Source organism: Pedococcus bigeumensis, assembly GCF_039531795.1.
Classification (GTDB): Bacteria; Actinomycetota; Actinomycetes; order Actinomycetales; family Dermatophilaceae; genus Pedococcus; species Pedococcus bigeumensis.
Genome location: NZ_BAAAQS010000003.1, coordinates 433,933 through 457,840, shown reverse-complemented (window position 1 = coordinate 457,840; position 23,908 = coordinate 433,933). Strand labels below are relative to the sequence as shown.

General features: G+C 73.5%; 22 protein-coding genes. 11 read left to right on the top strand and 11 right to left on the bottom strand.

From position 1 onward, the window contains the following. Positions 1 to 3: 3 nt before the first annotated feature. Together ABD262_RS12780 and ABD262_RS12775 are read right to left on the bottom strand one after the other, a co-directional pair. On the bottom strand, positions 4 to 609 hold the full coding sequence (locus ABD262_RS12780) for a methylated-DNA--[protein]-cysteine S-methyltransferase (RefSeq protein ID WP_344136606.1): 606 nt from the start codon (positions 607 to 609) through the stop codon (positions 4 to 6). Beyond that, positions 606 to 1,091 carry an RNA polymerase sigma factor gene (locus ABD262_RS12775; protein ID WP_344136603.1) on the bottom strand — a complete coding sequence of 162 codons (486 nt, stop codon included), beginning with the start codon at positions 1,089 to 1,091 and terminating at the stop codon, positions 606 to 608. The genes ABD262_RS12780 and ABD262_RS12775 overlap by 4 nt, the downstream gene beginning before the upstream one ends. Before the next feature lie 182 nt (positions 1,092 to 1,273). Between ABD262_RS12775 and ABD262_RS12770 the strand changes: the two genes are divergently transcribed. The 4 genes from ABD262_RS12770 (at position 1,274) to ABD262_RS12755 (ending at position 5,005) form a co-directional block, all read left to right on the top strand. Continuing rightward, positions 1,274 to 1,747, top strand: a complete 474-nt coding sequence (locus ABD262_RS12770) for an ATP-binding protein (RefSeq protein ID WP_344136599.1) — start codon at positions 1,274 to 1,276, stop codon at positions 1,745 to 1,747. 86 nt (positions 1,748 to 1,833) lie between these two features. Continuing rightward, a complete protein-coding gene (locus ABD262_RS12765) occupies positions 1,834 to 2,724 on the top strand; it encodes a DUF5926 family protein (protein ID WP_344136596.1) in 891 nt (296 codons plus the stop codon). A 14-nt stretch (positions 2,725 to 2,738) separates the two neighbouring features. Continuing rightward, positions 2,739 to 3,479: a glycosyltransferase gene (locus ABD262_RS12760; RefSeq protein WP_344136593.1), complete on the top strand. Its 741-nt coding sequence runs from the start codon at positions 2,739 to 2,741 to the stop codon at positions 3,477 to 3,479. 5 nt (positions 3,480 to 3,484) lie between these two features. Then, entirely contained in the window at positions 3,485 to 5,005 is a 1,521-nt protein-coding gene (locus ABD262_RS12755) for an MptA/MptB family glycosyltransferase (protein ID WP_344136590.1), read from the top strand. On the opposite strand, the gene ABD262_RS12750 is transcribed toward ABD262_RS12755, so the two are convergent. Next, a complete protein-coding gene (locus tag ABD262_RS12750) occupies positions 4,944 to 7,142 on the bottom strand; it encodes an alkaline phosphatase family protein (protein ID WP_344136587.1) in 2,199 nt (732 codons plus the stop codon). The genes ABD262_RS12755 and ABD262_RS12750 overlap by 62 nt on opposite strands. Before the next feature lie 41 nt (positions 7,143 to 7,183). Between ABD262_RS12750 and ABD262_RS12745 the strand changes: the two genes are divergently transcribed. From ABD262_RS12745 to ABD262_RS12730, 4 genes are all read left to right on the top strand, one after another. Continuing rightward, a complete protein-coding gene (locus tag ABD262_RS12745; RefSeq protein ID WP_344136585.1) occupies positions 7,184 to 8,509 on the top strand; it encodes a glycosyltransferase 87 family protein in 1,326 nt (441 codons plus the stop codon). Continuing rightward, positions 8,506 to 9,459 (top strand): D-2-hydroxyacid dehydrogenase family protein, encoded by a 954-nt coding sequence (locus ABD262_RS12740; RefSeq protein ID WP_344136582.1) that lies wholly within the window; start codon positions 8,506 to 8,508, stop codon positions 9,457 to 9,459. Before ABD262_RS12745 ends, ABD262_RS12740 begins: the two co-directional genes overlap by 4 nt. Before the next feature lie 204 nt (positions 9,460 to 9,663). Next, positions 9,664 to 11,322: an FAD-dependent oxidoreductase gene (locus ABD262_RS12735; protein ID WP_344136579.1), complete on the top strand. Its 1,659-nt coding sequence runs from the start codon at positions 9,664 to 9,666 to the stop codon at positions 11,320 to 11,322. A 25-nt stretch (positions 11,323 to 11,347) separates the two neighbouring features. Beyond that, positions 11,348 to 12,754 carry a sensor histidine kinase gene (locus ABD262_RS12730; protein WP_344136576.1) on the top strand — a complete coding sequence of 469 codons (1,407 nt, stop codon included), beginning with the start codon at positions 11,348 to 11,350 and terminating at the stop codon, positions 12,752 to 12,754. A 97-nt stretch (positions 12,755 to 12,851) separates the two neighbouring features. Here the strand turns inward: ABD262_RS12730 and ABD262_RS12725 are convergent, their stop codons facing one another. The 7 genes from ABD262_RS12725 to ABD262_RS12695 form a co-directional block, all read right to left on the bottom strand. Next, positions 12,852 to 13,634: an alpha/beta fold hydrolase gene (locus tag ABD262_RS12725; protein WP_344136572.1), complete on the bottom strand. Its 783-nt coding sequence runs from the start codon at positions 13,632 to 13,634 to the stop codon at positions 12,852 to 12,854. A gap of 33 nt (positions 13,635 to 13,667) precedes the next feature. Continuing rightward, positions 13,668 to 13,964, bottom strand: a complete 297-nt coding sequence (locus ABD262_RS12720; RefSeq protein ID WP_344136569.1) for a hypothetical protein — start codon at positions 13,962 to 13,964, stop codon at positions 13,668 to 13,670. An 85-nt stretch (positions 13,965 to 14,049) separates the two neighbouring features. Beyond that, positions 14,050 to 14,898 carry an alpha/beta fold hydrolase gene (locus ABD262_RS12715; RefSeq protein ID WP_344136566.1) on the bottom strand — a complete coding sequence of 283 codons (849 nt, stop codon included), beginning with the start codon at positions 14,896 to 14,898 and terminating at the stop codon, positions 14,050 to 14,052. Positions 14,899 to 14,993: 95 nt separating this feature from the next. Continuing rightward, a complete protein-coding gene (locus ABD262_RS12710) occupies positions 14,994 to 16,097 on the bottom strand; it encodes a CapA family protein (RefSeq protein WP_344136563.1) in 1,104 nt (367 codons plus the stop codon). Further along, positions 16,079 to 17,872 (bottom strand): ABC transporter transmembrane domain-containing protein, encoded by a 1,794-nt coding sequence (locus ABD262_RS12705; RefSeq protein ID WP_344136560.1) that lies wholly within the window; start codon positions 17,870 to 17,872, stop codon positions 16,079 to 16,081. The genes ABD262_RS12710 and ABD262_RS12705 overlap by 19 nt, the downstream gene beginning before the upstream one ends. Before the next feature lie 2 nt (positions 17,873 to 17,874). Further along, positions 17,875 to 18,987: a DUF1611 domain-containing protein gene (locus tag ABD262_RS12700; RefSeq protein WP_344136557.1), complete on the bottom strand. Its 1,113-nt coding sequence runs from the start codon at positions 18,985 to 18,987 to the stop codon at positions 17,875 to 17,877. Positions 18,988 to 19,290: 303 nt separating this feature from the next. Further along, positions 19,291 to 19,911 (bottom strand): TMEM165/GDT1 family protein, encoded by a 621-nt coding sequence (locus ABD262_RS12695; RefSeq protein ID WP_344136554.1) that lies wholly within the window; start codon positions 19,909 to 19,911, stop codon positions 19,291 to 19,293. A 42-nt stretch (positions 19,912 to 19,953) separates the two neighbouring features. Between ABD262_RS12695 and ABD262_RS12690 the strand changes: the two genes are divergently transcribed. Both ABD262_RS12690 and pheA read left to right on the top strand, forming a co-directional pair. Next, positions 19,954 to 20,376, top strand: a complete 423-nt coding sequence (locus ABD262_RS12690; protein ID WP_344136552.1) for a DUF4446 family protein — start codon at positions 19,954 to 19,956, stop codon at positions 20,374 to 20,376. Continuing rightward, positions 20,373 to 21,311 (top strand): prephenate dehydratase, encoded by a 939-nt coding sequence (pheA, locus tag ABD262_RS12685; RefSeq protein ID WP_344136549.1) that lies wholly within the window; start codon positions 20,373 to 20,375, stop codon positions 21,309 to 21,311. Before ABD262_RS12690 ends, pheA begins: the two co-directional genes overlap by 4 nt. 20 nt (positions 21,312 to 21,331) lie before the next feature. Here the strand turns inward: pheA and zwf are convergent, their stop codons facing one another. Beyond that, positions 21,332 to 22,762: a glucose-6-phosphate dehydrogenase gene (gene zwf, locus ABD262_RS12680; RefSeq protein WP_344138187.1), complete on the bottom strand. Its 1,431-nt coding sequence runs from the start codon at positions 22,760 to 22,762 to the stop codon at positions 21,332 to 21,334. 265 nt (positions 22,763 to 23,027) lie between these two features. On the opposite strand from zwf, the gene efeU reads away from it, so the two are divergent. Continuing rightward, on the top strand, positions 23,028 to 23,882 hold the full coding sequence (gene efeU / locus ABD262_RS12675) for an iron uptake transporter permease EfeU (RefSeq protein WP_344136546.1): 855 nt from the start codon (positions 23,028 to 23,030) through the stop codon (positions 23,880 to 23,882). Positions 23,883 to 23,908 lie beyond the last annotated feature (26 nt).

Below are 23,908 nucleotides of genomic sequence, written 5' to 3'. Positions count from 1 at the left end.
TCCTCAGCGGTGGCTCGCCTCGAGGTCGAGCAGGTAGCGCTTGGCGTCCAGCCCACCGGCATACCCGGTGAGCGCGCCGCTCGACGCGACGATGCGGTGACACGGGAGCACGACGCACAACGGGTTGGCGCCCAGCGCCGCCCCGACCGCACGAGCGGCGCTCGGTCGGTCGACCCGCGCGGCGAGCTCGCCGTAGGTGGCGCGGTCGCCGTAGCCGACGGTCGCCGCGAGCCGCGGCAGGACCGCGCGCTGGAAGTCGGAGGCCAGGACGAGGTCGGTCCGGAGCGAGAACGCGCGGGTGCGCCCGGACAGGAACGCCTCGAGCTCGGTGCGGGCCTCGTCGAGCTCACGCGGCTGCCGCAGGACGCGTGGGGAGACGCGTTCGCTGAGGCGGGTGAGCACGCGGTCCTCGTCCTGCGCGGTCGGCACGAACGCGGAGGCGACCATCGCGCCGGACTCGCTGCGGGCCAGCAGCATCCGCCCGATCACGGTGTCCTCCACGACGTAGGACACGTCGCTCGGGGCGAGCACCGGCGGGTGCAGGGACGAGGTGGTGCGCCCGAAGGCGGCGAGGCGGGTGGTGGGGTCGGTCGTGGTGGGGTCGGTCATGACACGTCCTTACGCAGGGTGGCGAGCGCATCGCTCACGAGCCGCCGGCTCATGGCGGGCGAGGTGCCCAGCGCGGCGGCGATGGTGGGGTGGTCGAGGTCGGCGACGTACTTGAGGACGACCGCCTCGCGTTGGCGTGGGGGCAGGGCGGCGACCGACGCCCAGAGGGGGCCGTCGGGCAGCGCGGCGTCGGCCGGCGGTGCGGCCGGCCCCTCGGACAGGGAGGCGGGGTCGTCGTGGGGCACCGCCCGGCGGGCCCGTCCGCGGTGCACGTCCATGGCACACCGGTGGGTGATCGTGAGCAGCCAGCCCCTCAGGTTCGTGGCCGAGCGCAGCGACGGGTAGGCCGCGAGCGCCTGCGTCCACGCCTGCTGGGCCACGTCGTCCCCGTCGACCGGGCCGGCGAGGGCGTGGGCGAGGCGGGCGACGTCGCGCCAGTGGGCGTCGACGAGGGTCTGGAAGGCGGGCAGCTTCACAGCCATGGAACGCCGCACCTCCCCGTCGTGTGAGCCCCGGGGCAGCACGCCGCCGGGCGGTGGCCATCGTGCCGCATCCCCGCAGCCGCCCGCACCGGGGAGCAACTGCTTCCGGGCGGTCCTCGACGCTGTCGAGACCAGTCGGTAGTCTCCGACCGAACTCGTATAGATCGGACATGGGCCCGCGCATGGCAGCTGCACCGCTGGGAGAACGCTCCCCGCGCTCCGAACCGCCCTCGAGCGGTCGGCTTCGCGACTCCTCGCGGACCGTCCGCGTCCCGTGGCGGGCGACGTCCGTGGCCTTGGTGCGCAAGGCCCTCGTCGACGACCTCGAGGTCCGCGAGGTGTCCGCCGCCGTGGTCGACGAGGCCGAGATCGTGGTGTCCGAGCTGGTCTCCAACTCCATCCGCCACGCCCGGCCGCTGGCCGACGGCAACCTGCGGGTGCACTGGAAGGTCAAGGCCGGTGTCGTCGAGGTCGAGGTGACCGACGGCGGCAGCGAGAGCACCCCGCGCCCCGCGCCACGCACGATCTGGGCTCCCTCGGGCCGGGGCCTGCGGATCGTCCGCAGCCTCGCCCACGAGTGGGGCGTCACCGAGGACCGCAGCGGCTCCACCGTGTGGGCCTCGCTCGGCGGCCCGTCGCGCCGCCGCAGCCACTAGCCCCGACCCGGTCCGGCGACGACATCCGCACTGCGCCGAGGAGGGAGTGGCCCGTAGGGGGAGCCGAACCAAATAGGGTTGTCGCCATGGGTAAGGCAACACGTCGCCGCAAGGGCGCAGACCACGGCTCCGCATCCGCACGCGTCGAGCCCGCACCGTTCGTCGCCCGACCGTTCGAGGGCCTGCCGGGCGAGACCGACTGGGTCGCGATGCGCGAGATCCTGCCGTCCGCCACGGCGACGGTGACCTTCGCCCAGGGCCAGGCCCCCGAGGGTGCGCCGAGCGAGGCGACCATCGCGACCGTGCTGCCGCTCGCGTGGCCCGGCCTGCACCGCGCCGACGGCACGGTCTTCGTCGGGTCGCAGTCAGGGTCGATCTCCGGCGACGCCTCCCGCGACCTGGCCACCTCGCTGCTGGCCGCCGCGTCCGCGGAGCAGGGCACGCCGATCACCGGCACCCCGGCCGCCACCGCCGCCACCCCCCGCCTGCAGGACCTGCTCGACACCTCGGTGCCGTTCGAGGTGACCGTCCACGAGGGCTTCGACTTCTGGGTCGGTGACAGCGAGCTCGACGACGAGGCCAAGGCCTCGCTCGACCGCGCCAACGAGTCCGTCATCCCCACGGTCAAGATGACCGCGACCCAGTCGGCCTACTGGTGCCGGATCGGCGAGCGCACCCACATCCGGCTGGTCCTGCCGCAGGACGAGGACGTCGCCACCGACGCGCTGGCTCGCCTGCAGGCAGCCGGTGACAGCGGCCTCGGCGACCAGACCCGGCTGCTCGGCGCCTTCCGCGCCTGCGGGCTGCTCGTGCCGGTGTGGGACCTCGACCCCGCCAGGTCCGCCGACCACTACGAGTCGGCGCTGGGCGAGTTCATGACCCGGTATGCCGCCGCGCTCGCGTCGGACGCGCCGCTCACCGCGGAGGAGCGCCGGGCCCGGGCCGGGCTGCTCAGCCGCCAGGTCACGCTGCGCTGAGCGGCCGACCCGAGATGACTGCCCACCCGGCCACCACCGTCGCCGCGGTGATCCCGGCCAAGGACGAGGCCGACCGGATCGCCGCGACGGTCCGAGCCGTGCGCGCCATACCGGGGGTCGACCTCGTCGTCGTCGTCGACGACGGGAGCTCCGACGGCACCGCGGAGATCGCCCGGGAGGCCGGCGCCGCAGTGGTGCGGCACGCCCGCAACCGGGGCAAGGCCGCCGCGATGACCACCGGCGCCGGCTACGTCGCGCGCCACGAGGGGGTCGAGGGCCGGGTCGGGGGCTCGGACGACCGACGTCCGCTGCTCTTCGTCGACGGCGACCTCGAGGACACCGCTGCGAACCTCGGCGTCCTCGTGCCGCCGGTCCTCGAGGGCCGCGCCGACATGACCATCGCCACGCTGCCACCGCAGAAGACGGCCGGCGGCGGACGCGGGTTCGTGGTGCGACTGGCCCGCAAGGGGATCGAGGACCTCACCGGGTTCGTCGCCGCGCAGCCGTTGTCGGGGATGCGGTGCATCTCCCGGGCCGCGTTCGACGCCGCCAGCCCGCTCGCCCGGGGGTGGGGCGTGGAGGTCGGCCTGACCGTCGACGTGCTGATGGCGGGCCTGCGCGTCGAGGAGGTTCCCTGCGAGCTGCACCACCGGGTCACTGGGTCCGACTGGCGCGGGCAGGTGCACCGCGCCAAGCAGTACCGCGACGTCGCCCTCGCCCTGGCGCGACGCCGGGCCCGACGCGGGCTGCGCTGACCCAGGTGACCGCACGGGGGCTGGTCGCCGTCCGCGACCGCGTCGCGTCGCCTGCGCTGGTCGTCTCGTTCGGGCTCCTGCTCCTCGTCGGGGTGGCGGGGGAGAGCGCGGCCAAGCCCGGCCTCGGACCGCGCGGCTGGGCCCCCGGCGACCTCGCGTGGTCGCCGTCGCCGGCCCTGGTCACCGGCCTGCTCTGGGCCGCCTACCTCCTGGGCGCGCTGGCGGTCTGGCTGCGCCTGCAGGGTGAGCCGTCGGTCGTCTCCGGTGCCGGGATGCTGGGTGCGGTCGCGGCGCGGGCTCGGGGCCGGCTGGCCCCGGGGGGCTGGTCCGCCCCGGGTGGCTGGGCGGTCCCGGTCGCGCTCGGCGTGCTGGCCCTGCTGGCCGGCCCGTTCGGGTCCGCCGACCACACCAACTACGCCGCCTACGGCCGGATCTCGGCCCTCGGTGGCGACCCCTACCTGACCCCGCCGAGCGCCTGGTCACCCGCCGATCCGGTGGTCTCCGGGGTCGAGCCGCCATGGACCGACACGGTGAGCGTCTACGGCCCGTTCGCGACGCTGCTCCAGACGCTGACCTCCCACCTCGGCGGCTCGAACGTGCGCGAGACGGTCTGGTGCTGGCAGGTGCTGGTCGTGCTCGCCTGGCTGGCGGTGCGGTCCCTCCTCCTGCGGGCCGGCGCCACGCCGCGACGGGTCGACACCCTCTGGACCCTCAACCCCCTCGTCTTCGGCATCGGGGTGCTGGGCGCCCACGTCGACCTCGTCGCCGCGGCGCTCGGGGTGGCGGCCCTGGTGCTCGCGGCCCGCCACCCGCTGGCCGCGGGCGGGTTCGCCGGCCTGGCGGTCTCGTGCAAGGTCACCTACGGCGCGGTCGCGGTCGCCGTCCTCGTCGGGTGGTGGCTGCACGAGCGGGCGCGGTTCGCCCGTCGCGGCGTCGCCTTCGGGCTCGCGGCCGTCGTCGTCGTCATCCCGCTGCACCTCTGGGCGGGCCCGCACGTCTTCGACCAGCTCGACCGTGCTCGCCGGTCGATCTCGCTGGCCACCCCGTGGCGCCTGCTCTACGAGCTGCTCAACGGCCCGCTGGCGGCCGGCTCGGCCCGGACCGTCGTCACCTGGTTGGCCGTGGTCGTGGCGCTCGTGCTCGTCGTGCTGCTCGCCCGACTGACCCGCGGGCTGGCCCCGGAGACCGCGACCGGCGCGGCGGCCCGGTGGACGCTGGTGCTCAGCGCGGCCTACTCGCTCGCGGCGCCCTACTCCCTGCCGTGGTACGACCTGTTCAGCTGGGCGGTCCTGCCGGTGCTGGCCGCGAGCGTGCTCGACACGATCCTCGTCGTCCGCCTCGCGGCGATGGCCGTCGCCTACGTGCCGGGGCGCGTGGTGGGCATGACCCCGACCGTCGAGCGGGTCTCGCTGTGGGTGCGTCGCACCCCGGTCCCGTATGCCGGGCTGCTGGTCTGGGGGTGGCTCACCCGCGCCGCGACGCGCGGGTCGTGGCGGACGAACGAGCCTCGTCCTCCAGCACCCTGACGCTGACGGCGATGATCAGCGGCACCGCGATGATGGCGCCGTTGGCCGGGATGGCGACCCCGGAGTCGTTGATGGCGAAGCCGATCGTGAGCGTGACCAGCAGGGCGATGAGACCCGGACGCAGGGTCGGGCACGCCTCGTAGGACCGCTGGAGCGAGCGCGACCCCCACGACGTCGGCCTGGCCAGGATGTAGATGACGAACACCAGGGCGATCGGCACGAGCAGCGACAGCCGGTAGTTGCCGAACAGGATGTCGATGTTCTGCTGCAGCTTGCGCGCGATGATGTCGAAGGCGCCGCCGCTGAAGATGGAGCGGAAGAACCGGCCCAGGTGCGACTGGTTCTCCACCCCACGCAGCGAGTCGAGGAAGCCGACCAGCAGGAACAGCCCGATGGTCGCGCCGGCGAGGACGGCGCCGCGTCTCCAGGTCATCTGGATGCCCAGGATGGCCAGGACCAGGTAGGCCAGGCCGGGCAGCAGGGCGGGCGGGCCGCCCCCGTCGGCACCCCACCCGGGGTAGCCGTCGACGACCACCGCGGCCAGCCCGATGGCCAGGGCGGCGACCGCAGCGACCTTCGGCCGACCCTGCTTCACGTAGTAGCTCGAGACGGCGATGCACAGCAGGAGGGCGGCGGTCGCGAAGAGGGCGAAGGTGACGTTGCCCATGCCGTAGAACCGGCCGCCGACGACGGGCTGCAGCCCCATCAGCGACGAGATCTGCAGGTGGGACCCGAACATGACGTCCCCGCCGAGCACGAGCAAGGTCACGAGGGCCACCACGACCAGCGGACCGGTGAGCCGGCGGCTCCAGGGACCCAGCAGGGCGATGGCGGAGATGATCGCGACGAAGAGGCCGACGCTGAGCACGACGGCGATCATCGGGACGGGGAAGCGCCACCACGGGATGAGGTTGGCCAGGAAGGTCGATGCGGGCACGGTCGAGGCCACGACGGCGACCCGGCGGGTGATCCGCAGCATCCGCAGGCGCAGGTCGATCGACCCGAAGTCGCGCCGCCAGACCACCGCGGCCAACAGGTAGATCGCGATCTGGGTGTAGACCACGCCGTTGAAGAACGGCGGCACCAGCGGGTGCACCTCGTGGCTGGCCTCGTCGAAGTCGAGCAGCTGCCGCAGCCGGTCCTGCGCGGCCGCGTCGGAGTTGCTGCCCGTGTCACCGCCGGTGTCGCCCCGGCGCAGGGCCGTGCCGCCCAGCGAGTCTGGGACGGGCACACCGGCGGCGGTCAGGGCGGTCACGGTCAGGTCGGCCGACTGGACCAGCCCGTCCTGTCGGGTCGAGGGGGAGTAGAGCGTGCCGGAGCCGAAGTGCGGGCCCTTGGCGGCGACCAGTCGCAGCCGTTCGCTGCTCCCGGCGTCCGACAGGCTCGCCACGACCACGTCCGACCCGCTCGGGGCGGCAGCGAGGACCTCGCCGATGCGCGCGTCGATCGCGGTGGCCTGCTGCGCCCGCGACCCGGGCGCGGTGGCCGCCTCGCCGGCGGGCAGGTCCTCGGGGTCGCGCAGCGAACCGACGTCCACCAGCGTCACCCGGCACCCGGTGAGCAGGCCGGTCAGCGCGGAGGCGTCGTACGCGGCATACCGGGGGACCGCACCGGACTTGTAGGCGGCGCCGACCCCGGCCCCCGGCCCCACCGCCTGGATGCACTGCTTGTTGCTGGCGAGCTGTTCGCCCAGGGTGCCCAGCGTGGAGTCGAACTTGAGGTCGTCGGTGGCCTTGACGTAGTCGTTCCAGCCCGGCACGAACCCGCTGTCGACGACGGGGACCGGTGGGCACGGGTCGGTGGTCTTGCGGGAGCCGTTCTTCCCCGGTCCGGGCGCGGCGGCGCGGTTGCCGGCCGACAGGCTCAGCCAGCCGTCGACGGGGCAGGTGTTCGTGAAGACCGAACGCACCGACACCGCCGCCGTCGACCCGTCGCGCAGGAACGTCCACAGCGCCGGCGTGCCCTGGGCGCTGACGTCGCTCCAGGTGAGGCCGCCGGTGCCGATCAGGATGATCGGGTTGGGACCGTCAGTGCTCGGTGCCGCGCTCGCGCTCGGCCCCGGGAGCACCGCGGCGAGGACCGTGACGAAGAGGGTTGCGAACAGGCCGACGAGGGAGTGCTTGGCGCGGCGGGTCACCGGTACAGGCTACGGGTCGCCCCGCAGGACAGAATGGAGGCGTGACCACCGCGACGCCGACCGCTGCCGTGGCCCGAGGTCGTGGACGCCGGATCCGCGCCGTGGGCCGGTCCGTGGGCTCCCGGGTCGCGGCGTGGTCGCCCCGGGCCAGGTGGGCGCTCGCCGTGGTCGTGGTCCTCGCGGGGGCGGCGATCCCCGTGCTGCGCTACCTGGTCTTCTGGCCGCTGGACCAGTGGCAGGTCGACGTCGAGGTCTACCGCGAGGCGGGCGTGTCGATCCTCACCGGCCGGCCCATCTACTCGGCGATGACCGAGGCGCCCCAGCTGCTGCCGTTCACCTACCCGCCGTTCGCGGCCGTCATCGCGATCCCGCTGGCCCTGGTGCCGTTCGGCGCCGTCGGCTGGCTGTGGACGCTGGCCCAGATCGCGGCCACCGCCGCGATCGTCTGGTATGCCGGGTGGCGCCTGATCCACCGCACCGGCCGCCTCGTGCCGGTCACCCTCGCCCTGCTCACCGTGCCGATGCTGTGGCTGCACCCCGTGTCGGACGGCATCAGGTTCGGGCAGGTCAACGCCTTCATGGTGCTGGCCTGCCTGATGGACCTGCGTCGCCCGCGGCCCGGTCTGCTCCGCCGGATCCCGCCGGGCGTGCTGGTCGGGTTGGCCATGTCGATCAAGCTCACCCCCGGGGTCTTCGTCGTCCACTACCTCCTGAACCGGCGGTGGAAGGAGGCCGCGACCGCGGTCGGGACCGCCGTCGCCGTCACGCTGGGGTCCTGGCTGCTGCTGCCGGAGGCGTCGTTCGCCTTCTGGGGTGGTGCCCTGCAGGACCCGGCTCGCCTGGGCCCCAACGCGGGCACCTCCAACCAGAGCATCCGCGGCTTCCTGCTGCGGGTCGGGCCGAGCGGGCTGGTCGGCGACGTGCTCTGGCTGGTGCTGGTCGCCGTCGTCGGCTTCGTGGGCTTCCAGCTGGCCCGACGGGCCTACCGGGCCGGTGACTCGATCAGCGAGGTCGCCGCGGTCGGGCTGATGGCCGTGCTGCTGTCGCCGGTGGCGTGGATCCACCACCTGCACTGGATGGTCGTGGTGGTCTTCGCCGTGCTCGGTGCCGACCCGCTCCGCGACCGCCGACGGATGCTCGCCGCGGGCGTCGTCACGGCCTTCTTCCTGTGTCGGATGCCGTGGTGGGGCATCACCTGGCTGAGCCACCCGGACTGGCCGCGCTGGATCGGTCGCGTGCTCCAGAACGCCGACACCTTCGGCTCCCTGCTGGCCCTCGCCCTGCTGTGGTGGGCGCTGCACCGCACGGCGCCCACGCGGCATACCGGCGACGCTCGTGACCCGGTCGGGCAGGACGTGCCGTCGTGAGGGTCGCGGTGCTCGACGACTACGCGGACGCGTTCGGCGCCCTGCCGTGCGCGCAGCGGCTGGCGGGCCACGAGGTGGTCGCCTTCACCGACTCGGTGACCGGTGACGCGCTGGTGCAGCGGCTCGACGGGTTCGACGCCGTGGTGCTGCTCCAGCAACGCACCGCCCTCCCGCGTGGCGTGGTCGAGCGACTGGCGACCCTGCGGCTGGTGAGCCAGACCGGACGCAACACCAGCCACCTCGCGCTCGACGCGCTGGCCGCCAAGGGGATCGTGGTGAGCGCCGGTGGCGCGGGCGGCCCCCACGCGACCGCCGAGCTGACCTGGGCGCTCATCCTCGCCGCCCAACGACGGCTGCCGCAGGAGGTCGCTGCGCTCCGCGCCGGCCGCTGGCAGTCGTCGGTCGGCATCGGCCTCCACGCGAGAACCCTTGGGGTCTATGGCCTCGGACGGATCGGCGGACTCGTCGCCGAGGTCGGGCGGGCGTTCGGGATGCAGGTCGTGGTGTGGGGTCGGCACGGCTCGCTCACCCGCGCGACCGAGGCCGGGTATGCCGCGGCGGCCAGTCGCGAGGACTTCTTCGGCCGCAGCGACGTGCTGGCCGTGCACCTGCCGCTCAACGCCGACACCGCGGGCATCGTCACCGCCGCGGACCTCGCCCTGATGAAGCCCGACGCGTTGTTCGTCAACACCTCCCGCGCAGGGGTCGTCGCGCCGGGCGCCCTCGTGGCTGCGCTCGAGGCCGGGCGTCCGGGGCGGGCGGCCGTGGACGTCTTCGAGACCGAGCCCGTGCTGGGCGCTGCCGACCCGCTGCTGGCGCTGCCGACGGTGACGGCGACCCCGCACCTCGGCTACGTCGAGCGGGACGTCATCGCCGCCCTCTACGACGCGGCGGTCGACCACGTCCTGGCCTTCGCTGACGGCGCACCCGTCAACGTCGTGTCCGCCTGACCTCCCCCCCGCAAAACGGCGGTTGCTCGACGATACGGGCCCCATGGAGGCCGTTTCGTCGAGCAACCACCGTTTTGCCGGGGGCGCCAGCACGGGTCCAGCTGGGCCATGGCGCCCGTCCGGGGCGGCGGGTAGCCTCCGAGCAGCGGACCGGCGCCGCTCCGGGCGCCGGGCCCGGCCCGGCTCCGGGGGACGGAGCAGCCCGTGGCGAAGCCGACGATCCTGGCCGTCGACGACGACCCCGTGGTGTCCAAGGCGATCACCCGCGACCTGCGCGACCGGTTCGGCGCGGACTTCCGGGTCGCGGGTGCCACCTCGGGGCTGGGGGCCCTGGAGCTGCTGACCGAGTTCACCCTGCGCGGCCGGGCCGTCGCCCTCGTGGTGTCGGACCAGCGGATGCCCGGGATGACCGGGATCGAGCTCCTGGAGCGCGTCCGCACCGTCAGCCCCGACACCAAGCTGCTGCTGCTCACCGCCTACGCCGACACCGACGTCGCCATCAAGGCGATCAACGACATCGGTCTCGACTACTACATGCTCAAGCCCTGGGACCCTCCGCAGGACAAGCTCTACCCCGTGGTCGAGGACCTGCTCGGCGACTGGCGGGACGGTCATCGCGACAGCGCCGACCAGGTGCGCGTCGTCGGCCACCGCTGGTCCGACCGGAGTCAGGAGGTCAAGACCTTCCTCACCCGCAACCACGTGCCCTACGCGTGGCTGGACGTGGAGCGGGACGAGGGCGCCGCCGAGCTCGTCGAGCTGGCCGGGGCCCGGCCGGGCGACCTGCCGCTCGTGCTGGTGCCCGAGGGCGACCCGCTGCGCAGCCCGACCAACCGTGAGGTGGCCGCGGCCCTGGGCCTGCACACGCTCGCCGACGCGCCCCTCTACGACCTCTGCATCGTCGGGGGCGGTCCGGCCGGGCTCGCCGCCGCAGTCTACGCCTCGTCGGAAGGGCTGCGGACCGTGGTGGTCGAGCGCGACGCCCCCGGGGGGCAGGCCGGGCAGAGCGCGTCGATCGAGAACTACCTCGGCTTCCCCAAGGGGCTCTCCGGGGCCGACCTGACCCACCGCGCGGTGGCGCAGGTGGCGCGGTTCGGGGCGGAGATGGTGGTGGCCAGGGAGGCCGTGGGGCTGCGCGTCAAGGGGCCGGTGCGCTCGGTCGTCATCGACGGCGCCGACGAGCTGGAGGCCCGGGCCGTGGTCATCGCGACCGGGGTCTCCTACCGGCGACTCGAGGCCACCGGGCTGGACGAGCTGGGCGCCAGGGGGGTGCACTACGGGGCCTCCGCCACCGAGGCGGCCCAGTGCGAGGGCGAGGAGGTCTACGTCGTCGGCGCGGCCAACTCCGCCGGCCAGGCGGCCCTGAACCTCGCGCGCTACGCCAAACGGGTGGTGATGCTGGTCCGCGGAGCCGGCCTGGAGCTCACCATGTCGCAGTACCTCGTCGCGCGCATCGAGGCCGCCACGAACATCGAGGTCCGGGTCGGGTGCGAGGTCGCGGCCGCCCGGGGCCAGGAGCACCTCGAGTCGCTGACCCTGCGCGACCGGGCGACCGGCGCGACCGAGGAGGTCGACACCTCGTCGCTGTTCATCTTCATCGGCGCCATGCCCCGCACCGACTGGCTGGGCGACGACGTCCTGCGCGACGACCACGGGTTCGTGGTGACCGGCCCGGAGCTGCTGCAGCGACCGGGGCGGTCGGCCTGGCCGGCGGACCGGCCCCCGTTCGCGCTGGAGACCAGCGTCCCGGGGGTCTTCGCCGCCGGCGACGTGCGGCTCGACTCGATGAAGCGGGTCGCCTCGGCCGTGGGTGAGGGCGGCATGGCGGTGCACCTCGTGCACCGGTTCCTGGCGACGACATGAGCGCCCCCGACACGCGCGCCGCGACATGAGCGCCGAGGAGCTCGCGCACATCCCGCTGTTCGACGGGCTCACCGCCGAGCAGCGGGCGCGGCTCTGGGCGGCCGGGACCGAGTGGTCGTTCGACGGCGGCGAGGTCGCCTTCCGCGAGGGCAGGCCCGCCGACTTCTGGTGGGTGCTGCTCGAGGGGTCGCTCAGCCTCTCGCGCCGGGTCGGCCACCAGGAGACGGAGCTGGGAGTGATGACCAACCCCGGCCAGTGGGCCGGGGGCTTCCAGGCCTGGGACGCCCACGGCGTGTACCTCGCCACGGCCCGGGCCGCGACACCGGGGCGCCTGCTGCGGGTGCCGGCGGAGTCCCTCGGCGAGCTGGCCAGGGAGTGGTTCCCGTTCGGCGTCCACCTCATCGCCGGGCTGGTCAACACCGTCCGCAGCATCGAGGCCAAGGCCCGCCAGCGCGAGTCACTGGTCGCGCTCGGCACCCTGGCCGCTGGTCTGGCCCACGAGATCAACAACCCCGCGTCGGCCGCGACCCGTGCGGTCGACGCCCTCGACCGGGCCACGGAGGCGCTCGGGTCGTCGTTGCGCCGGCTGGCCGAGAGCGGCACGACGCCCGCGCAGTTCGTGGCGCTCGACACCCTGCGCCGGTCGGTCACCGAGGCCGGGGCCGAGCTCGACCCCGTCGCCGCGGCGGACCGGGAGGAGGAGCTGGCCGACTGGCTGGTGCGCCACGACGTGGACCGTGACTGGGTCATCGCGCCACCGTTCGCGGCGGCCGGCGCCGACCCGGCCCTCCTCGACCGGGTCGCCGCCGGTCTCGAGCCCGCCCAGCTGGCACCGGCCCTGGAGTGGATGGCCAGCTCGCTGGCCGTCGACGGCCTGCTGGGGGAGATCCGCGAGGCGACCCACCGGGTCTCGGAGCTGGTCGGGGCGGTGCGGTCCTACTCCCAGCTCGACCGCGCCCTCGTGCAGCAGACCGAGGTCACCGAGGGCCTCGAGAGCACCTTGGTCATGCTCGGCCACAAGCTGCGCGGCGGGATCACCGTGGTCCGCGACTACGCGCCGGACCTCCCCCTCGTCGAGGCCATCCCCGGCGAGCTCAACCAGGTCTGGACGAACCTGGTCGACAACGCCGTGGACGCCATGGCCGGCTCGGGCACGCTGTGGCTCACCGTCCGCGCGGCCGGGCCCGAGCCCGGGGCCGGTGTCGTCGTGGAGGTGGCCGACGACGGGCCCGGCGTGCCCGACGACGTGGTCGCGCACGCGTTCGAGCCGTTCTTCACCACCAAGGAGGTGGGCAAGGGCACCGGGCTGGGGCTCGACATCTCCCGGCGGATCATCGTGGAGCGGCACGGCGGCGAGATCACCCTGGAGCCGAGGCGCGGCGGCGGGGCGCTGGTCAGGGTGCGCGTGCCGCTGCGGGCCGCCGAGGGCTGACGGTCGCCCCACCACCCACCCGTGCCGCACCGCCGGTCCCTGCCCGCCGGTGCGGACAGGTCGGTGCGGGCAGGTCGGTGCGGGCACGTCGGGCGGATCACTGGAACAGGACTGCCCGGGCGGCGGCCGAGGCGAGCATGGACCGGCCGTCGTGGCCCACTCCCGGCACCACGGACAGCGTGTGGCCCGACGGCCGGACGCCGAGCTGGGCGTCGAGGTGGTCGAAGAAGCGCTGCCCCCGCTCGAGGCGGTTGCGACCCTGGAGGTCGGCCTCGCAACCGCTGTCGAGGTCGGCGTCGCGCTCGGTGTCCGAGCCGCCGAGGAGGAGGGCGACCCGGTGGACGGCATACCGCTGGGGGATCCCGGGGTGCTCGCCCAGGTAGGTGTTGAGGCCCTCGAGGCCGTACTTCCAGGTGTTGTAGCCGGAGCAGCCGGTCACGCTCTGGAGGGTGCCGTCGGCCGCCCAGCGCTGGCCGCCGAGGTAGGCGTAGCTCGACGGGTTCATCGGCACGAACGCCGCGAAGGGAGCATCGCTGCCCTCCGCGTAGCGCTGCACGAGCTGGCCGCCCGCGGAGTGGCCGACGACCACGAGCCGCACGCCCGCGCCATACGTCTGGCGCGCTGCCGCTGCGAGCTGGTCCAGGGCGGCGAAGCTCGAGATCCTGGCGCCGACCGTGTTGGCGCTGACGTTTCCCTCGCGCCACCCGGAGCCCCAGGTGAGGTGCGGGTCGCCGCTCGGCACCGGATCGGTCCGGAAGTGGGGGGCGACGACCAGGGTCGTGCCGAGGACCCCTGCGGCGCTGGCCGCGTCGATCGCGTACCGGGCGTAGTCGCAGTAGTTGCCGGAGCTCCCGTGGACGACGAAGACCACCCGGCGCACCGAGCCGGCCTGGTGCGTGACCGAGCCGTTGCCTCAGTAGTCGAGGGTTGCCGCCCCGATCGCGAAGGTCCGGCTCGACGGTGCCGTGCTGGTGGTCGCCTCGGCCCGGCCTGCGGTGAGGCAGGCACCCGCGACGAGGCAGAGGGCCGCCGTCACGCGTCCGGTGCGGGCCGCGGCCGTGGCTCGAGCGGCCGGTGGCGAGGAGTGCCACCGGGTATGCCGTGCCGCACCGCGCGTCGGGCGCGGCCGCCGCGCCGCCGGGGCCAGGGTGCGACACCTGCGGTGGGAGCGGTGCGCGGGGTGGACTGTCGGGGTCTGTGGGCTGCTCATGGCGACCGCCTGCCTTCACGTCGGGGGATGCCGACAAGACGGTGTGGGGGCGGCGCGCGTTACGGCGCCGGCTGCGGCGCGAGCCCTATCGGGCGAAGAGGTCGGCTGCGGCCGCCGACATGGCCGAGTGGTCGTGGGCCACCCCGGGGACGACCTGGAGGCTCCAGTGGAAGGGGGTGCCGAGCTCGCGAGCCCGGGTGCTGGCCACCTCGTAGAAGCGCTGGCCCCGGTCGATGCGGGTGGCGCCCTGCCGGCTTGCCCCGTCGTCCTGCCGGAGGTTGTCCTCCTCGACGTCGTCACTGCCGAGCAGGACGGTCAGGTCGCGGGCGAAGAGGGTCGGCAGGTCGACCCCACCCGGCGCGTCGCCCAGGCCGTAGGGGAACGACACCGAGGCGTCGGTCTCGGTGTACCACCCGGCGTTGGCCGCCACGGCGCGTCGCACCGGGGCGTCCGGGACGAACTCGAGGTAGCGGTGCACGAACTGGGCGCCGGCCGAGTGCCCGAAGAGGTCGAAGTCCGCCTCGCGCACCCCGCTCCTGGCCCGGGCCTGCTCGACCAGCGGCTCGAGGTAGGAGAAGGTCCACTCCGAGGGCGACACCGGGTCGCCCGAGTCGTCGACCACCCCACCGAGGTTGTAGGCGGCCACGCCGGGGAAGTCCTGGCGGTCGAACTCGGGGGCGACCACGACCCACGGGTGGTGCCGCAGGAGCGGGACCCACGAGTCGCGGTACTCGGCGGCGTTCCGGTTCGTGCCGTGCATGACCACGACCACCCGGCCACCGGCCACGTCACCCGAGCCCACGGCATAGAAGACCTTGATGGGTGTCCGACCGGCCGGCGCGAGCTCGAACGAGCCGGTGTCGTGCGGTCCCCAGGAGCGGTCGGTCGGGGAGCTGCAGGCCGCGCTCACGGCGATCGTCACGAGAAGCACCATCCAGGTCAGTCGGGGTCGTCCGGGTCGTCGGGGTGGTCCGGGTCGTGTGGGTCGTCGGGGTGGTCCGGGTCGTGTGGGTCGTGCAGGTCGTCGCATCAGAACGAGATCGACGCGGTGTTCTGGTTCCACGTCACCCGGGTGCCCAGCACCCGCTGTGCCGCGGCGCGGGTGGTCGGCGGGCAGGCGCGGGCCACGTAGCCGTCGAGGGTGTTGTCCGTCTGGACGCAGTCGAGGCGCAGGGTGCCGCGGCCCGTCGCGTCCCAGCGCAGGTGGGCCACCGCACCGACCCCGACCTTGCCGTAGCTCGCGAACCGGCCGGGCGCCCCGAACGCGAGGTTGCCCAGGCCGTAGGCCACCGGGGTGCCGTGCAGCAGCTCGACCGGCTGGAGGACGTGGGCGCCCGTGCCGATGACCGCGTCGTAGCCGGCGTCGACGAGGACCCCCGCCCAGTAGCGCTGTTGCGCATTGACGTCGGCGTAGTTGTCGCCCCAGTGGACGAAGGCCACGATCCGGGTGGCCCCGGCGGCGCGGGCGGTCAGCACCCCCCGCTCGACGCGGTCCACGGTCAGCGGCACCATGCCCGGCGTGGTCTCGGTGCTGCGGTGCAGGGGACCGAAGTTCTCCCCGAAGGCGATCACGGCGACGGTCTCCTGCGGGGAGCTGAGCAGGAGCGGCCGCATGGCCTGCGCGAGGTCCGCACCGGCCCCGAACGTCGACATGCCCGCCGCCTGCGCGAGCTGCTGCGTCTCGGCCAGCCCGGCGCCGCCGCGGTCCATGGCGTGGTTGTTGCCCAGGCCCAGGACGTCCACCCCGGCGCGGGCCAGCGCCTTGGCTCCCGCGGGGGCCACGGCATAGGAGTACTTGGCGCCCGGGTTCGCCGGGCTGGCCACGGTCGTGATCGGCCCCTCGGCGTTGACGATGGTGACGTCGCCGCCCAGGAGCGGCGTCACCCCCTTCAGCGGCGCGTCGGGGCCGGCGGCGTCGATCAGCTGCTGCGCCCCGTCGCCGAGCATCGTGTCGCCCGTGAAGGTCAGGTCGAGGCGACCGTCCGGGCCCGCGGAGACCGTGCGGTTCACGACCTCCGGGTCGTCGGGAGCAGCGACCGCGAGCTGCCACCCGACGGACCCGAGGCACACGGTGGTCACGGCGGTGAGGACGGCCATCAGCCGTCGGTCACGGGTCAGGTGGTGGCGGGCCATCGGGTCTCCTCGGGGTTGCGGCCGGTCCATTGCTCTTCGCGGTAGGTGCCGCTGTCCTTGACCTCGGTGAGGCGGCCCCGCTCGACCACCCAGATCACGTCGGCCTCGGCGAGGTCGGCCGGGTCGTCCGTGCACCACAGCACCGTGCCGCGGTGACGCAGCACCATGGCGCGGGCCAGGATGCGGCTCGCCGGGTCGAGCGCCTCGAAGGGGCGGTTGAGCAGCAGGATGGGCGGGTTGCCCATCAGGGCCCGGCCCAGCGCGATCAGCTGCCGGTCGGCGGGAGAGATGTTCTGCCCACCCTCGACGAGCCACTCGTCCACCCCGGAGCCACCGAGCCGGGGCAGGGCCTGGTGCAGGCCGAGCCCGAAGGCGATCCGCTGGACCTCCTGCGGCGTCGACGACCTGGCCGAGTAGGTGAGGTTGCGGGTCACCGTCCCGCGCATCAGCGGGAGGTCGGGGCCCACCATCCCCACGGCGCGACCGATCGAGCTCGGAGCGGTCTCGACGAGGTCCTGGTCATCGATGATGACCGCGCCACCGTCGGGGTCGACGAGGCGCGCCACGACGTCGAGCACGGTGGCGGCTCCGGAGTCGGCGCCGCCCGCGATCGCCACGACCGTCCCCGGCTCGACCAAGGCGGTCAACCCGTCGAGCGCACCCTGCACGGTGACGTCGTTGAAGCGGAGCTCGCCCCGCCGCACCCGCAGTGGGGGGAGCAGGGCGGTCTCCACCGCACGGCTCGAGCTGGTCAGGAAGTCGAGGATCTTCAGGCGGGAGACGGTGCCGCGGTGCCAGTAGTCGTGCATCAGCCCCAGGGTGCGCACCGAGCGGGTGAGGAACCGGGCGACCAGGACCTCGAGCAGCACCGTGGCCGGGAGCACGTCACCGCGTCGGGCCTGGACCACGCCGGTGGCCACGACGGCGGCGGTGCCCACCATGCTCGTGCCGGTGGCCAGGCCCCGGAGCCGGCCCCGGAGGTCGGCCACCCGCACGAGGGCCCGGTTGAGCGAGTCGTTCTGCCGAGACAACCTGGCGAACTCGCCACCGGTGCGGCCGGCCACCTGCGTGACGGCCAGGGCGTTCAGCTGCTCGGTGATGTTGCCGATGACCAGCGAGCGCCGGCGGCGCATGGTGCGGGTGGCCGAGCGCATCGCCTGGCCGCTGTAGAGGGAGGCGACCGCTCCCAGTGAGAACACCGCCACGAGCGAGCACGCCATCGGCCAGTTGAGGACGAAGCTCCCGGCCAGCCCGGCCACCAGCGTGATGGCGGCCGAGGTCCCCTGGAGCTGGCCGCGGCTCAGCCACATCCGCAGCATGCTCAGGTCGCCGGTCAGCCGCAGCAACAGGCCGCCCCTGGCGCGGTGGAGGAGGTGGCCCGGCAGCATCCGCTGGAGGTGGGCGTACATCTCCATCCGGAGGCGACGCACCACGGCATACCCGGCCCGCTCGGTGACGCTGAACTCGATGGCGCGCAGGATGCCCAAGGTGGCGCCGAGCCCGGCGAGGACGGCGCAGGCCAGGAGGGAGTGGCGGTACTGGCGCTCGGCGGCGAACCCGACCGTGGTCGGCTCCAGCACCTCGACGACCTTCGACAGCAGCAGGATGAAGGCGAGCAGGCAGGCGCCCTGGGCCAGGCCGAGTGCCACGACCGCCCAGACCGCCGCACGGGGGACGCGGAACCGGTCGCGGTCTCCGTGGGGTCCGCCCAGGGCCTTGAGGTCGGCGCGCCGAGGGGTCTGCGAGGACGGCCCGAGGGGTGGTGGTGCGTCCACGGTCAGATCGCCTGGTGGAGCAGGGGAGCGGTCGGCGCGTCGGCCAGCCGTGCGTCGGCCAGCTGCACGTCGGCCAGCTCGATGAGCTCGGGGTCAAGGCCCTCGAGCTCGATCGGCCAGGCCGCGGGGGGCGGCGGCTCGGGCTGTCGGGCCAGCGCCGGGTCGATCCCCAGCACGGGCATGACCAGCTCGGGGGCCTGCAGCTCGGGGATGCCCCAGACCGGCAGGCCGGTGGCCTCCTGCGTCTCGCGGATGGCCAACGGCGACCGCGTGAGCATGCCCGACACGGCCGCCACCTCGAACCCGCGCTCGCGCAGGTGGGCGACCCCGTGGGCGGCACCCATCGCGTCGGACGCGGCCAGCACGACCACGTCCAGCAGGTCGTGGACGACCGGCGAGGTCAGCAGCATGCGGTTCTCCTGCTGGAAGACACCGTCGGCGATCTCGACGAAGTTGACGCCGCAGCCCGCTGTCGTGAGCTGGGCGACCAGCTGGGTCATGGCCGACTCCAGGACCGGGATGGGCTGGCGGAACGTCGAGGCGAGCCCGGCGTCGGTGAAGTCGAACATCCGGTGCGCGCCGGCATCCAGCATCACCCAGTAGTCGTTGCCGGACCCGGTGCCGGTCACCTTGACCGAGCCGGGGCTGACCCCGACCTTGCTCAGACCGTGCAGCAGGTAGTGCATCGTGGTCGTCTTGCCGGCGTTCATGGACGTGCCGAGGACGGCGATGGTCCGCGGGCGCACGGCCGGTGGCGCCACCTCGGGCATCCGGAAGTCCCACACGTTGAGCGGTCGTCCGAGCTCGTCGCCGACCAGCCCCAGGGGGACGATGTCGGTGGCGCGGCGCACGGACCTGCTCTGCGACAGGGCCTGTGAGGCGATCCCACCGGAGGCCACCAGCTGCACCCGCCCGAGCGAGCGGGGCACGTGCGACTCGAACTGGTCGGTGGCGTAGCGGTCGGCGTACGCCACGATCACGAGGTCGCCGAGGTGCAGGGCGCTCCTGCGGCCGTTCGGCTGCTCGATCCGGCGGTGGTGCCCCAACCGCTCGACCTGCGCCAGCACCACGTCGCCCGAGCGGGGACGGACGGCCCCACCGACCAGTGTGTGCATTGCCGACCCCGGCACCCGCCGGGTGGCGAAGCTCTGCCGTGCCCGCTCCCTCGTCCTCGTGTCCAACGGCCGGACCCACACGTCCTGTCGAGACATGACCCCTCCTCCAGAGTTCGCTCAGAGCCACCCACCGGCGCGGGCCACCTCGGGCCCGACCCCCTCGTCAGCCCGCACCGGGCACGACGACGCCAGCGACGCGGTCACTGGTCCTGATGACCGCATGACGACGGCTCGCTCAAGGGATAGAGAGCGGGGAGTGGACGAACGGTGACGCGGGCGGCAGGGCGCGCGGTCGTCGCCGACTCAGATGGAGATGACCTCGAGGACCTGCAGGACGGTCAGCGCCGCGAGGAGGAAGCAGACGCCACCGCCGATCCGGCGGATCGTGGCGAGCTTGACCCGGGTCAGGAGCGCGCGTCCGAGCACCGCCGCGAGGGCGGACACGGTGGCCAGGGCGAGGAAGGCGCCGATGAAGACCGACACGGGTTGCTTGAACTGGAGCACCATCGAGGCGGTGAGCAGCTGGGAGAGGTCGCCCCACTCGGCGAGGAACAGCACCCCGAACGAGACCCCCACCGCCTTGAGCCCGACCGCGGTCGCAGCCCCCTTGTGGGCGAACTCCTCCTCGGTCTCGGCCTCCTCCTCGTCGGCCTTGTCCGCCCCCCTGACGAGGATGAGGCCGCCCACGAGGAACATCACGGCGGCGAACACCTCCACCGGTCGCTTCGGGAGCTGGGCCAGCAGGCCACCGACGGTGACGGCGACCAGCGTCTGCACGGCGAACGCGAGGGACACGCCGATCCAGACGAAGAGCGGTCGGAACCTCGTGGCCAGCACCAAGGTCGCGATGAACGTCTTGTCGGGCAGCTCGACCAGGAAGATCGCCCCGAAGACGATGGCGATGGTGGCGATGTCGAAATCCATATCGCGTCGACTCTATCCACGAGCCCCCAATACGCTGACGGGGTGTCCGCCCCCCAGACCCTCGCCGTGGCCGCGCTCGTCGTGGCCGGCCTCGCACTCCTGGTGGCACTGCTGGCCGTCATCGTCGTCAACCGGGTGCGGGTGCAGCTGCGCGAGGTCGAGGGCCAGCGTCCGGTCGGCACGGGCGACCTCGCCGCACTGCGCGCCGACATCGCCCAGGCGCTGCGGCACGTCGCGGTGGTGCGCTACGACGCCTTCGGCGACATGGGCGGGCGGCTGTCGTTCAGCGCCGCCGTGGTCGACGACCGTGGTGACGGGCTGGTGTTCTCCTCGATCCACGCCCGCGGCGAGTCCCGCACCTACGCCAAGGGGATCGTGGGTGGCGGCTCCGACGCGACCCTGACCCCCGAGGAGCAGCAGGCGCTCGCCGCTGCCCGCACCGGATCCCCAGGAGCATCGACATGACCTCCGTGACCAGGCACGGCTACTTCGGCCCCGCCGGCACCTTCACCCAGATGGCGCTGCAGGCGTGGGCGCCCGCCGAGGGGCAGGAGCACGTGCCGCTCCCGTCGGTCGAGGCTGCCCTCAACGCCCTGCGCGCCGGTGAGGTCGACGCCGCGATGGTGCCGATCGAGAACTCCGTCGAGGGCGGCGTGAGCGCCACGCTCGACGCCCTCGCGAGCGGCGAACCCCTCGTCGTCGTGGGGGAGGTGCTGGTCCCGATCACCTTCGTGCTCGCCGCGCCCCCCGGTATGCCGCTCGGCGAGGTCCACGCCGTCGGCACCCACAGCCACGCGTGGGCCCAGGTCCGCGGCTGGATGAGCACCCACCTGCCCGACGCGGCCTACGTCCCGACGTTGTCGACGGCCGCCGCCGCGGCCGGGCTGGCCGCTCCCGACGGTGCGGCCGCGGCATACCAGGCGGCGGTGTGTGCGCCCGTCGCGGCGCGCAACTGCGGGCTCGAGGTGCTCGCCGAGGGCATCGGTGACAACGCCGCCGCGGTGACCCGCTTCGTCTCGGTGGCCCGTCCCGGCCGGCTGCCCGAGCGCACCGGCGCCGACAAGACGACGCTGGTGCTGTTCCAGCGCGACGACCACGCGGGTGGGCTGCTCGAGCTGCTGGAGCAGTTCGCGGTGCGCGGCATCAACATGTCGCGGCTGGAGTCGCGTCCGACCAAGTCGTCGATGGGCGACTACTGCTTCTCGATCGACATCGAGGGGCACGTGCTCGACGAGCGGGTCGGCGAGGCGCTGCTCGGCCTCAAGCGGGTGTGCGCCGACGTACGGTTCCTGGGCAGCTACCCGGCCGCGCACGGCACCGCGGTCCGCGTGACGCCACACACCAGCGACGCGGCGTTCGGCGAGGCGCGCGCCTGGCTGCGCAGCCTCCGCGGCGCCTGACGACGCCTCCCTGGCAGGGCTTACTTCTTCTCGCGCCAGACGCGCTCGAACGGCAGCCGCCAGGCGTGCGGCGCGATGAGCTGGTGGATCGCGTTGGGTCCCCACGACGAGGCCGGGTACGGCTTGGCCTCCGGCGGGTTGTCGAGCAGCGGCTGCGAGCGCTCCCAGAGCGACTCGATGCCCTCGGCCGTCGTGAACAGCGTGTGGTCGCCGCGCATGGCGTCGAGGATCAGCCGCTCGTAGGCCTCGAGGACGTCGCCCACCCGCTCGGTCTCGCGGGTGGAGAACTGCATCGAGAGCTTCTCCAGCCGCATGCCGGGGCCGGGGCGCTTGCCGTAGAACGACAGCGACACCTTCGACTCGTCGGCCAGGTCGAAGGTGAGGTGGTCGGGGCCCGCGTTGCCCACCCCCGAGTGGGTCGGGAACATCGACCGGGGCGCCTCCTTGAAGGCGATCGAGATGATCCGCGCGCCCTCGGCCAGCTTCTTGCCGGTGCGCAGGTAGAACGGCACGCCGGCCCAGCGCCAGTTGTCCAGCCCGACCTTGAGCGCGATGAAGGTCTCGGTGTCGGAGTCGCCCGGCACGCCGTCGAGGTCGGTGTAGCCGGCGAACTGGCCCCGCACGACGTCGGCGGGGTCGATCGGCAGCAGCGACCGGAAGACCTTGTTCTTCTCCTCGGAGATGGCCCGCGGCTCGAGGGCGGTCGGCGGCTCCATCGCCACGAACGCCAGCACCTGGAACAGGTGGGTGACGACCATGTCCTTGTAGGCGCCGGTGGCCTCGTAGAAGCCGGCCCGCTCGTCCAGGCCGAGGGTCTCGGGGATGTCGATCTGGATGTGGTCGATGAAGTTGCGGTTCCAGATCGGCTCGAACAGCCCGTTGGCGAACCGGAAGGCGAGGATGTTCTGGGCCGCCTCCTTGCCGAGGAAGTGGTCGATCCGGAAGACCTGGCTCTCGTCGAACGTCTCGTGCACCGTGTTGTTGAGCGCGATGGCGCTGGTGAGGTCGGTGCCGAACGGCTTCTCCATCACCACCCGCGAGCGCGCGACCAGGTCGGCGTCGCGCAGCATCTGGATCACGGCCACGGCGGCCTTCGGCGGCACCGAGAGGTAGTGCAGCCGCAGCGTGTCCGGCCCGAGCGACTCCTCGGCGTTCTTCACCGCGGCGGCCAGCGCCTCGGCACCGGCCGACTGGGGCACGTAGACGAGGTTGTCGTCGAACTTGTCCCACTGCTCGGGGGTCAGCGGGTGGGTGCCGAACTCGTCGACGGCCTGGCGCGCGAACTCGCGGAACTGCTCGTCGCTCAGCTCCTCCAGCGAGGTGCCGACGACCCGGATCGCGGGCGCCAGCTCCGACGAGACGAGGTGGGCCAGCCCCGGCAGCAGCTTGCGTCGGGCGAGGTCGCCGGTGGCGCCGAACAGCACGATGACGTGCGGGTCGGCCTTCTCCAGGGCCGCGCGCGAGCTGCGCGCGTCGGCCGCGGGATACGAGATCGTCTGGGCGGCGCGCGGTGGCGTGGCTTCGGGCACGACCCCGATCATGGCACCGGCGGTGCCTGCCCGCACCTGAGTGTCAGCGGGTATGCCGCGCGGCGGCTCCGGGGGTACGCCGGCGTGGCGGCGGGCCCGGTCCGCGGGTGCGACTTGACGGGGCACCTTAGGTGAGGCTTACCTTGGTCCTAATACGCAACATCCGTATGCCGGAAATCAGGTCATCGTGCTCGTCAGCAATGCGCTCATCGGACTCCGTGAGGGTCTGGAAGCTGCCCTCGTCGTCGTCATCCTCGTCGCCTTCCTGGTCAAGACCGACCGGCGCTGGGCGCTCAGGCAGGTCTGGACGGGGGTGGCCGCGGCCGTCCTGCTCTCCGTGGCGGTCGGCGCCGTGCTCACCTTCGGCACCCGGCAGCTGTCCTTCGAGACCCAGGAGCTGATCGGCGGGTCCGCCTCGATCCTTGCCGTCGCGTTCGTCACCGCGATGGTGTTCTGGATGCGCACCGCCGCCCGGACCATCTCCGGCGAGCTCAAGGGCAAGCTGGACCAGGCGCTCTCGGTCGGCGGCTGGGCGGTCGCCCTCGTCGGGTTCCTCGGCGTCGGCCGCGAGGGCCTCGAGACCGCCCTGTTCTTCTACGCGAGCGTGCAGACGGCTGGGTCCGGCACCTCCCAGCCGCTCATCGGCTTCGTCCTCGGCATCGTGGTCGCCGTGGTCCTCGGTGTCCTCATCTACCGCGGGGCCGTGCGCATCAACCTCTCGAAGTTCTTCCGCTACACCGGGGTCGCCCTGGTCGTCGTGGCGGCCGGGATCCTCTCCTACGGCATCCACGACCTGCAGGAGGCCGGCTTCCTGCCCGGGCTGAACACGCTCGCCTTCGACGTCAGCGGCGCGGTCCCGCCCGGCTCCTGGTACGGCACGCTCCTCAAGGGCACGGTGAACTTCACCCCCGCCACCACCTGGCTGCAGGCCGTCGCGTGGACCCTCTACCTCGTCGTCGTGATGACCTTCTTCCTCCGGCCGGCCCGGACCGCACCCGCCCCGGCCGGCCCCACGCCCGCCACCGTCGGCACCCCCCGCTAGTCGCCGGCCCGGCGACCTGTCCCCAG

Coding starts and splice junctions, on each gene's coding strand:
- ABD262_RS12780 (WP_344136606.1), bottom strand. CDS start 609: ATGACCGACCCCACCACGACCGACCCCACCACCCGCCTCGCCGCCTTC.
- ABD262_RS12775 (WP_344136603.1), bottom strand. CDS start 1,091: ATGGCTGTGAAGCTGCCCGCCTTCCAGACCCTCGTCGACGCCCACTGG.
- ABD262_RS12770 (WP_344136599.1), top strand. CDS start 1,274: ATGGCAGCTGCACCGCTGGGAGAACGCTCCCCGCGCTCCGAACCGCCC.
- ABD262_RS12765 (WP_344136596.1), top strand. CDS start 1,834: ATGGGTAAGGCAACACGTCGCCGCAAGGGCGCAGACCACGGCTCCGCA.
- ABD262_RS12760 (WP_344136593.1), top strand. CDS start 2,739: ATGACTGCCCACCCGGCCACCACCGTCGCCGCGGTGATCCCGGCCAAG.
- ABD262_RS12730 (WP_344136576.1), top strand. CDS start 11,348: ATGAGCGCCGAGGAGCTCGCGCACATCCCGCTGTTCGACGGGCTCACC.
- ABD262_RS12720 (WP_344136569.1), bottom strand. CDS start 13,964: ATGAGCAGCCCACAGACCCCGACAGTCCACCCCGCGCACCGCTCCCAC.
- ABD262_RS12715 (WP_344136566.1), bottom strand. CDS start 14,898: ATGGTGCTTCTCGTGACGATCGCCGTGAGCGCGGCCTGCAGCTCCCCG.
- ABD262_RS12710 (WP_344136563.1), bottom strand. CDS start 16,097: ATGGCCCGCCACCACCTGACCCGTGACCGACGGCTGATGGCCGTCCTC.
- ABD262_RS12700 (WP_344136557.1), bottom strand. CDS start 18,987: ATGCACACACTGGTCGGTGGGGCCGTCCGTCCCCGCTCGGGCGACGTG.
- ABD262_RS12695 (WP_344136554.1), bottom strand. CDS start 19,911: ATGGATTTCGACATCGCCACCATCGCCATCGTCTTCGGGGCGATCTTC.
- pheA (WP_344136549.1), top strand. CDS start 20,373: ATGACCTCCGTGACCAGGCACGGCTACTTCGGCCCCGCCGGCACCTTC.